6 protein-coding genes are annotated in these 10,728 nt (G+C 29.3%); 3 read left to right on the top strand and 3 right to left on the bottom strand.

All coding sequences use genetic code 11. The features are described from left to right. Positions 1-69: 69 nt before the first annotated feature. From NG904_RS08740 to NG904_RS08730, 3 genes are all read right to left on the bottom strand, one after another. Positions 70-3,066: a cadherin-like beta sandwich domain-containing protein gene (locus tag NG904_RS08740; RefSeq protein ID WP_252231155.1), complete on the bottom strand. Its 2,997-nt coding sequence runs from the start codon at positions 3,064-3,066 to the stop codon at positions 70-72. Positions 3,067-3,556: 490 nt separating this feature from the next. Next, the gene (locus tag NG904_RS08735; RefSeq protein ID WP_252231153.1) at positions 3,557-5,560 is read right to left on the bottom strand and encodes an N-acetylmuramoyl-L-alanine amidase; all 2,004 of its coding nucleotides are present in this window, start codon (positions 5,558-5,560) and stop codon (positions 3,557-3,559) included. Between the two features lie 299 nt (positions 5,561-5,859). Beyond that, positions 5,860-8,085, bottom strand: a complete 2,226-nt coding sequence (locus NG904_RS08730) for an N-acetylmuramoyl-L-alanine amidase (RefSeq protein WP_252231152.1) — start codon at positions 8,083-8,085, stop codon at positions 5,860-5,862. Positions 8,086-8,428: 343 nt separating this feature from the next. On the opposite strand from NG904_RS08730, the gene NG904_RS08725 reads away from it, so the two are divergent. From NG904_RS08725 to NG904_RS08715, 3 genes are all read left to right on the top strand, one after another. After that, the gene (locus tag NG904_RS08725) at positions 8,429-8,698 is read left to right on the top strand and encodes an ATP cone domain-containing protein (protein WP_252231150.1); all 270 of its coding nucleotides are present in this window, start codon (positions 8,429-8,431) and stop codon (positions 8,696-8,698) included. A 275-nt stretch (positions 8,699-8,973) separates the two neighbouring features. Then, positions 8,974-9,801 (top strand): Cof-type HAD-IIB family hydrolase, encoded by an 828-nt coding sequence (locus tag NG904_RS08720; RefSeq protein ID WP_252211779.1) that lies wholly within the window; start codon positions 8,974-8,976, stop codon positions 9,799-9,801. A 36-nt stretch (positions 9,802-9,837) separates the two neighbouring features. Further along, positions 9,838-10,668, top strand: a complete 831-nt coding sequence (locus NG904_RS08715; protein ID WP_252226641.1) for a pyridoxamine kinase — start codon at positions 9,838-9,840, stop codon at positions 10,666-10,668. The last annotated feature ends 60 nt before the right edge of the window (positions 10,669-10,728 follow it).

Here is a 10,728-nt window from a genome sequence, read left to right as displayed (position 1 = left end):
AAGTTCAATTACTCCGCCCACTTTGCTTATGCATATATCAACACTCTGCTAAAACAGAACCAAATTATTCTAATACATTATTCCAAAGTTAGAGAATGAATACCACCTATCATCTATATATGCCTTTTCATTTTGAAGCATTCTACCATCTGATTCAAAATAATACCAATTCCCGCCTAAGTATAACCAACCTACTTGCATTGATCCATTTGCATTAAAGTAATATTGATTCCCTCTTTCTTTATCATAAAACCAACCAGTTATCATTCTTCCATTACTATCAAGATAATACCATCTGCCGTCACTTTCTTTTCTCCAACCATCATCTCTATATCCTGATTTATTAACATAAAACCATTTACCATCAACCTTTACCCAAGCATCTTTAACTTGTCTACCTCTTTTGTCAAAGTAAATGTATTTTCCTTTTACTTTTCCCCATTCTTCATACTTGCTCATATCAATCCAAATTTTATTGCTTTCATCATAGTATGCGTCATCTTTGTCATCATCATCATCGTCGTCATCATCATCATCTGGATCTTTGATGTCATCTAAAGGATCATTGGTTCTATATATAGTTAATTCATAGGTCTTCTTTGTACTCTTATCTTCAGCTACTACAACTATATCAACTTCTGTTTTCCATTGACCTTTAAGACTTATCGATATTGGACTTCCTGTAAATTTTTCTCCATCTACAGTAATGCTTGAATAATTTTCATCTACAGGTATTGGTTTAACTTTAACAGATTTTACATCTTGATCAACCCGAGCCTTAAATGTATCATGTTTAGAATTAAATTCATAATCACCTGTATTAAGTTCTATATCTTTTAAGTCAGCATTATTACTTCTTCCATCATGTTTAATAACTACAGTATACATCTTTTTATCCTTACCATTTTCAGCAGTAACAACTATTTGTAAAGTTGTAATTCCACTTTCCTGTAAAGGAATTTGACTTTTAGTACCTGATGTTAAATTATAAATTTCACCTGTTTCAACAACTTTTGCTTCAGTTATATTTGCCTTAGGTTCATCAACTATTGCTGTAACATCAACAACTTTTGTATCTGGTTTAACTACTAAATCATAATTTAAAGTTTCTCTTGAAAATCCTGAAGTTCCATCTTCCTTCTTTAAATCTCCAGTATTAAAATTTAAGTAACTTAAATATGCATTTTGAGCACCTGGTATTTCTTCACCACCATCATTTGAATCACCTTGTATATTGAATACATACTTATCTGATGCTAAATTTCCATCTTTATAAACAGCAATAGTTAACTGCCTTCCACCTGAATTACTCAAATCAAATTCAGAGCTTCCATATCTTTGAATAGATTCCTCAATGCCATTTACTTTAACTCTTGCTACTGTTTCTACTAAACCATCCTCATACGTAATTCTTACTTTTTGTGATGGATCATTTACATATAAATCATATTTATGAATTGATGAGTTAAAGTTTATTTCTTTCTTTCCACCATTTGCTTCTTTTAAAATAATATTATCAAAGTTAAATTTACTAGGTTGTTCATCACCATTAAACACAACTTGTAATTCATATGTTGCTAATAATGCACCTAATTGATCTGATGATTCTTTTCCTTCGTAAATATCCATATAAATAACATTTGCATTAGGCTTTTCACTGGTGCTATCACTAAAAGATACAAATTTATCAAAATCTTGTTGTTTTATTTTAATCTTACCATATTCGTCCAGATAGTGATTACTAAGCTTTACTACATAGCCATCAGTTTTCCCAATATTTGGTGTAATTTTTACCTTTCCAGCATTTTTATCCAAATAAATTTTACCTTCATATCTTTTAGATTCTCCTGGTATACTAACATCTTTAAACTGTTTATTAAGATAGTTTTTTTCTTGTGAAATTATCTCTTCATTATTATATTTACTTTGAATATCAAGTTTTCTTAATGTATAGTCATTGCTAGAATTTTCATCTGTAAATTTTAATTTAATTGCATAATTTTTTCCTAATGTTCCATTATTAGGCATCTTTATAACCATAATTTTAGAATCTGTTTTTTCCAATGCACCTTCTAAAATATTTCCACTTGTACTTGCAGTTGATGAAATACCATCCATCCATACCTTAGCACCATCTAATTTAAATGATTCATCAAAATTTATTATATAATCTAAATTTTGAATTTGGTCATTTACTATATGTTCATAAGTAAAAAAGCTTTCTGTATCAGTTGTTAAAAGCTCTTTAGTATATAAAAATGGAACTTTATTTTTATTTGTTTTTCCACCTTTTAAATCGTCTAAATACGTACCCTTTGATCCTACATAACTTTTAAAATCAATCTTTTTTATTTTACCTTGAGCATAATTTTCACCATGTTCAATAGTTATTGGTGTTTCTTTACTTGTTATAGACTCTATTATTGGCTTACTGTCATTTTCTGTATCCTTTTCATATGTGCCGTCAGCATTAATTTTATGCACAATTGTCTTTACATTCACAGTAGTTTTCTCAGTTATTTCATACATAACTTCATTAGTTCCTAATGGAAGATTATCAATTGTAATACCATTAGTAACTTCACCATTTGTTGATTTATTTTGAGTTGGAGATATTATAACTCCTAATCCATCTTTTTCATCAGATAAATTGGCTTTTTTTATCTTGTTTATTGAAACAATATCTATTGTTCTATCTATTTTAGTTGTAGTTTCAATTTCAGTTATCTTGCCTTGTAACTCATCTTTTTCTGTTTTTTTATCAACAGCTTCTTGCTTATATTTTGGTAAATTAATTTGAAAATCTTTAAATCTACCTTGAGTGTTATAAATTGTTTTAGTACTGTCAACTTTTACTTCCTTATCAATAGTATTACCATCAAGTTTTGTACCTGTAACAGTTAATGCATATTCTGGTGCACTAATGTCTAGGGTTGTTCCGCCATCAGCATTTACAGTAGCAGCCTGTACTTCTTTTCCACCAAATGATGTTGGTAATAAAGAAAAAATACACGTTAATGCTACAAATAGTGATATAATTCTCTTTTTATTAATTTTCTCCCCCATGTTCATCCTCCTAATATTTTTTCCCAAATTTATTATATATATTTATATATTATCATATTTTAGCAATTAAATAATATATTTGCATTAGACTTATTTCTAATTATTTCTCAGGAAATATTCAAAAAATTACACTTTTTTTTAAAATATTAATTATATTATATTTTTCGTCCAAATATAATATAGCTTTATACAAAATTATTATTAAACGGCAAAATATATCTATGAAAATTATTCCAACTAAAAAAGTAGCTACGCCACCCTTCAATGAACAATTGACAATGGACAATTGTGGTTGAAAGCCATTGGCTTTCTTAAAAAATATATATTTAGAAATCACGTTGTGATTTCATCCTAAATTGTCAATTGTTCATTGTACATTGTCAATTCAAAAATATATCCATAACCTTATATTTCATCAACCACTCAAACTTCAAAAATTCTATAATTTCCTAAAGAATAAAAAAAAGAAGGCTTTACGCCTTCTTCTATTTTAAAATGAATTTGCTACTGATTCTGCAACACCATCTGCTATTTTATGTTGATAATTTGAATCAGCACAATTTGCTGCTTCTGTTGGATTACTTATAAATCCTGCTTCTACTAATACTGATGGCATATTTGTATTTCTACATACAAATAAGTTACCATCTTTGCCACCTCTATTAATCGCACCTGTTTTGTTTACAATGCTATTTGTAATATTAGTAGCCATTCTTCTACTTGTTGAAATCTTAGAATCACTATAAGCACCACCAAAACTTGAGTCTTGAGCTTTTGTGCTGTAATAAGTTTCTACACCACTTGCAGATGTAGCATCTGCTGAATTATGATGCACACTTATAAAGAAATCAGCATTAAGTTCATTGGCAAGATTAACTCTCTTAGTAAGACTTTGAGTAACACTTAAAGTTTCTCTATCAGTTTCATTTCTAGTCATAACTATTTTATAACCCTTAGATTCAAGTTTTACTTTAAGTTTCATTGCAAGCTGCATATTTAAATCTCTTTCAGAATAAGTAACTCTATTATGAGTTGCATAAGCCCCATCATCTCCGCCATAATTATGACCTGGGTCAATTACTATTAGCTTAGAAGATCCTCCTGGCACTAATCCATCTGGTCTTTTTTCTGCTTTTCCATCAGGACCTATTTTCCAACCATCTATAACAGTATCCTTAAGCATTTCCCCTGATGAAGGATTTAAATAATAAGTGTCATTTCCTACTGTAGTCCATCCTGTTGCCATGTCTCCATTATTGTTTAGATAATACCACTTGTCTCCATTAAGTTTTATCCAACCTTTTGCCATAGCACCATTAGAATATAGGTAATACCAATGTTCATATGGTTTAATCCATCCAGTTAACATACTTCCATCAGTATTGAAATAATGCCAATTTCCGCTTATTTCAAACCAACCTACTCTCATAGCTCCGCTTATATCTAGAAAATAAGTTTTACCATTTATTGAACTAAATCCTGTAACCATAATTCCATCACCTTGAAGGTAATACCACTTACCTCCATCATTTAACCAACCTTTTTGCATTCCGCCCCAAGATTGAAGATAATACCAGTGATTTTTAGTTTGTAACCAGCCTGTAGCCATAGAACCATCACTATATAAATAGTACCAATTTCCATCTGGCTTTATCCAACCTGTTGCTTTAGTCCCATCTGATTTATAATAATACCAATTTCCATATTGTTGTTTCCAACCAATTGATGATGAAATATTAGTACTATTATCATTTGAATCTTCTATAGGTTTTGTTGTTTCTGGCACGCTAGGTTTTGTTCCTGTTTCTGGAAATTCAGGAATATAATTTTCTTCTTCGTTAGAACCTGGTACATCTGGTTTTGTGTTTTCTTCGTACTCACTGTCTATTCCTGAGTAAGTTAATAAATTATTATATAATGCATTAACTTCTTTACCATATGTAGGACTTGGCGCCCATCTTCCACCTAATGAATTAACAGTAGTTGCTTTCCCTTTAATACTTACAAAATGCCTTGGATCATATGTACCATCTTTTGGATAGCCCTGAGCACCTGCATATAATGCAAGATGGTCTAAGTGGGCTTGTACTCCTTCGTCCCAAGAATTAAATCTTTGATGTGCATTTGGATCTGTATCTCCTCCACCTTGTGACGTTTTCATTCCACATGGATTATTATAGCTTTCATTTAATACTCCACCAAACTTACCATATCCAGTTTCCTTGGCAGCTTGTACATATGCTATCCCTGGATTAACATCTCCACATTTTTCTGCATATTTCCAATAAAGCTCTGCTAAACTTGCAAATGTACTTGTAGCACCTTTTGATTCAGCCCATTCTTTAGCTTGTTTGGCAGTAACTTTCGTATCTGATACTATCTTAATATCAGCAAAGTCTCCTTTAGTACTAGCTTGTACATTAATTGTCGGAACAATTGAAAATACAATAGTGAAAGCAAGAAATAGTGAAATAACCTTTTTATTAATATTCAAAATCTTTCTTTCCCTCCATTCTCCTCTGAAATATATAATTTAAAATATCATCTACAAAATTCTCCAAAAAATTTGCATTAATATTCTAAAATCACACTAATTCTAACATATGCAAAAAAAAAAGTAAATTTTTATAATTAACTTTCTAATTCTGTCTAGAGCCTTTATTCTACTTAATTGTACTTAATTAGCAAGTTTTTTATGGTTTCATTTTCCATAGAAAAAAATAAAAAATCTTCTACATAAATCTTAAATTTACGTAAAAGATTTTTTTATTTAACTTTTATAAGTTTCTACAATTAATTTAATTGATTTTCAATTGCTTCAGCTATTGCTTTTGCTACAATTGTCTGATTGTTTGAATCCGCACATCTTGCTGCTTCATTTGCATTAGTTATAAATCCACATTCAATAAGTATTGCTGGCATATTAGTGTTTCTACAAACATTTAAATTCCCATTTTTAGGTCCTCTATTTGTAGCACCTGTTTTGCTACATATATTGTTTACAACACTTGTTGCCATTGCTTTACTTTTCTCAATTCTTGATTGGTTAGGTGCTTTTCCACCCATTCTATCATCTTGAGCATTAGTGCTATAAAATACTTCCACTCCATTTGCAGATGCTGCATCTGCTGAATTATGATGTATACTTACAAATAAAGTAGCATTAAGATCATTAGCTAATTTAACTCTTTTATCAAGACTTTGCATAGCTGCTAATGTTTCTCTCTCTGATTCATTTCTAGTCATAGCAACAGTATAACCTTTATTTTCAAGTTCTGATTTAAGTTTTGCTGCAACTTGCATATTTAAATCTCTTTCTGAATAAGTAATCCCATTATTGGTAGCGTATGCTCCATCATCTCCACCAAAGTTATGACCTGCATCCACTACAATAGTCTTGCTTAAACTATTATTAGAATTATTTCCAGAAGTTACATCATTTTTATCTGATTTTCTTCTTCCATTTTTATCTATATTATAACCATCAACTTTTGTATTCTTAAGTAACTTTCCACTTTCCAGGTCTAAGTAATAGTAATATCCACCACTTTGTACCCATCCTGTGCTTCTACTTCCATTATCATTTAAATGATACCACTCATCATCTAAGTTTAACCACCCTGTTGCCATAGCTCCAGTATCATATAAGTAATAACATGTTCCATTTAAATTAAGCCATCCTGTACTCATTTCTGAATTTTCATTAAAGTAATACCAATAATTATTTATATTTGTCCAACCTGTTTTATTGATTCCATTTTGATCGAATACATAAGTTTTATTATCTATTAACTTTATTCCCGTAACCATACTTCCATCGCCTTGAAGATAATACTTATTTCCATTATCTAAAAGCCAACCTAATTTTAACTTTCCACTATTTTCAACATAGCACCATTTTTCGTCTATTAAATTCCAACCTTCTTTTGAAAGCATAGCACCTGACTTATCTAAGTAATATAAATCATTTGCATTTTGTAAAAATCCAGTTGCCATTATACCACTTGTCTTTAGGTAATACCAATTATTATTTATACACTTCCAACCAGTTACCATAATTCCATCAGCATCGAAATAATACCATGAATTATCTAAATTCACCCATCCTACAGACATCTCCCCTGTAGAATTTAAATAGTACCAGTTTCCATTAGGATTAATCCATCCAGCGGCCTTGCTTTCATCTGAATAATAATAGTACCACTTTCCGTCTTGTTCTTTCCAGCCAATATCTGAACTAACATTTGTTTCTCTATTAAGTGTTGGCTCAACAAAAGAATTGTCAAACATTATTACAGAATCAGTTACTAAAGAATTAGGTTTCTTTTCAACAGGTCCTGGTGGTGCAAAATAAGATGAATCATTACCATCATTGTCATTTAAATTATCTTCATCATCTTTTTGATCATCTTTATCAACCGTAATATTTGAATAATCACATAATTCTATATAATATTTGTTTACTTCTTCTCCATAAGTAAGACTTGGAGCCCATTTCCCACCTAATGAATTAACAGTTGGTGATTTTCCTTTTATACTTATGAAATGTCTTGGATCATATGTATCACTTTTAGGATAACCATTGGCCCCTGCATAAAGTGCTAAATGATCCATGTGAGCTTGTACGCCTTCATCCCAAGTATTAAACTTCTTATGAGCATATTTATCTCCATCTGATCCACCTTGTGAAGTTTTCATTCCACATGGATTACGAAAACTCGAATCTAATACTCCTCCAAATCTTCCAAATCCAGTTTCTTTTGCTGATTGTACATATGCAATAGCTGGATTAACATTTCCGCAAGTCTCTGAATACTTCCAATAAAGGTCTGCTAAACTTAAAAATTCTTCAGTTGCACCTTTAGTTTTTGCCCATTTTTTTGCATCACTTGCAGTAGCTTCTGTATCTGATATTATGTTTATATCTTTTACAGATGCTTGTACAATAGTTGATGACATAAAACCTAATGCCATTACAAATACAAATAAAAATGATACTATTTTACTTTTAATATTCAAAATAGTATTCCCCCTTCCTAGTTGTCATATTTTTTAACATAATTATCCATTTTTCTTATAAATATAATCTAATTTTATCACATGAAGTTCTTGATGTAAATTATAGTTATCATGGATAATTAATCTATAATAACTTCCTTATAACTAAAATATATGCCCAAAACAATAAATTTACCAATTTTTTAATAATACTCTATTTTAAATAAAATTCTTACTTATTACAAATTCTAATATAAATCTTCATAATTCCAAACAATATATTCTATTAGTCTATTAAACATTTACTTTATATAGCTTTTAACCGATAATATAAATAAACATTTATAAGTCAGGAGATGATTATATGAACATAATTAAAAAAAATGGAAGAACTGAAGAATTTCAAATGTCAAAAATTAGACAATCAATACTTAACGCATCAGAAGAAGTTACAGAACCATTATCAGATGCTGAACTTAAATTAATAGAAAAAGAAGTTAATAATATTTTATGTAAATTAAATAGAACAGAAACTTCTTCTTATGAAGTGTTTGCTATATGCTTAAATGTACTAAAAGAATTAGGATTTAAAGCAATATGTAAGTCATATCTTGAAGGCTCATTAAGTTTTTAAAAAAACGGTTGTGCCACCCTTCAATGAACAATTTACAGTTGACAATGGACAATTATGATTGAAAGCCACTGGTTTTCTTAAAAAATATATATTTTAAAATTCTAATATAGAATTTCTTTCAGCACTCTAAATTCCCTACTCTTTATCTGGTAATCTCAATTTTCAACTAATATTTGCTCATAGATATAGTTTTTTAAGTCTTTAAAACTTAAAATTTTCTATAATTTGCTGTACAATAAAAAACATAGTCATACATTAAAGGGAGGATGTTATTTATGAAATATAAATTAGTATGTATCGATATGGATGGTACTTTATTAAATGGTCACAGTAATATTAGTGAAAGAAACAAAGATGCTTTAAAAAAAGCTGTTAAGAAAGGTGTGCAAGTTGCTATAAGCACAGGGAGAATATTTGCTTCTGCTGATTATTTTGCTGACCTTATAGGTATAAAAACAGATCTTATTTCATGCAATGGAGCATACATAAAAAATAGATCAACAAATGAAGTAATGTATAGTAATACCTTAACTAATGAACAAGTATTAAAGATTCATGATTCTATAAAAGGACATGATTTTAAAATAATATATTATACTCATGATACAGCTATTGTTGATTCTCTATTTCCTGAAAATCATACATACAATGTAACAAATAAATTAGTCAGTGATGAAAAAAAAGTTAAATTTTTCATTACATCTGATATAAATAAAATTCTTGAAAAATACAGTAATAAAATAATAAAAGTAATTTGTTTAGATAATAGTAAAGATAAAAATACTTTATTTGAAGTTAAAAATAATTTGTTAAAATTTTCAGATATAGAGACTGTAAGTTCTGGTGATAACAATTTTGAAGTTATGCAAAGGGGTGTTTCAAAAGGAAATGCTGCAAGAATTCTTTCTGAAAAACTTGGAATAAAGCAAGAAGAAGTCATCTGTATAGGGGATAACGAAAATGACCTATCAATGATTAAATTTGCTGGACTTGGGGTAGCTATGGGAAATGGTTCAGATGTAGTAAAAGAAGTTGCCGATTACATTACAGATACAAATGTAAATGATGGTGTTGCAAAAGTAATAGAAAAGTTTATACTTTAGTCAAATAAAGAAATGTTACTTAATAGAGGTGTTAATATGAATAAAAATAAACAAAAAAGAATAGCTGTTATAAATGATTTATCTGGATTTGGTCGTTGTTCTTTAACTGTTGCACTTCCAATAATATCTGCTATGAAAATACAATGTTGCCCATTGCCCACTGCAATTTTATCTGCAAATACAGCATTCCCAAATTTCTTTTTTGATGATTACACAGATAAGATGGAAAATTTCACGAACCATTGGAAAGAACTCAACTTAAACTTTGATGGCATATGTACAGGTTTTTTAGGTTCTAAAAATCAAATTGATATTGTCATAGATTTTATAAAAAAATTCAAAGATAATAATACACATATTTTAGTTGATCCTATAATGGGCGACAACGGAAAAATATATTCAACATATACAAATGAAATGTGTAATGAGATGAAATTACTAATAAAATATGCTGATATAATAACTCCAAATCTAACTGAGGCCTGCAAGTTAATAGATATGCCCTATCCAAATAGAACTCTAAATGAAAAAGAACTAGAATTTATAGCTAAAAGCCTATGTGAAAATGGTCCTAAAAAAATTGTAATAACAGGATTACAAAATAATAATTATGTACAAAATTATATTTATGAAATTGGAAAATCTCCAAAGATAATAAGTGTAAAAAAAGTTGGAAAAGATCGTTGTGGTACAGGAGATGTGTTTAGTTCAATATTAGCTGCTGATATGGTAAATAATTTAGATATTATAGCTAGTGTAAAAAAAGCTAGTGATTTTATAAGCAAATGCCTAGAATTCACATCAGAATTAGATATTTCAGTACACGAAGGTATATGCTTTGAAGAATACTTATGTGAATTAAAATAACATAATTAATTTTAAATATGTGTTGATATATTCATTAGGTAAAGTGGCATTGTAATTGGA

This window comes from Clostridium sp. ZBS15, assembly GCF_023845705.1.
GTDB classification, from domain to species: Bacteria; Bacillota; Clostridia; order Clostridiales; family Clostridiaceae; genus Clostridium; species Clostridium aquiflavi.
This window is presented reverse-complemented; position numbering and strand designations above follow the sequence as displayed.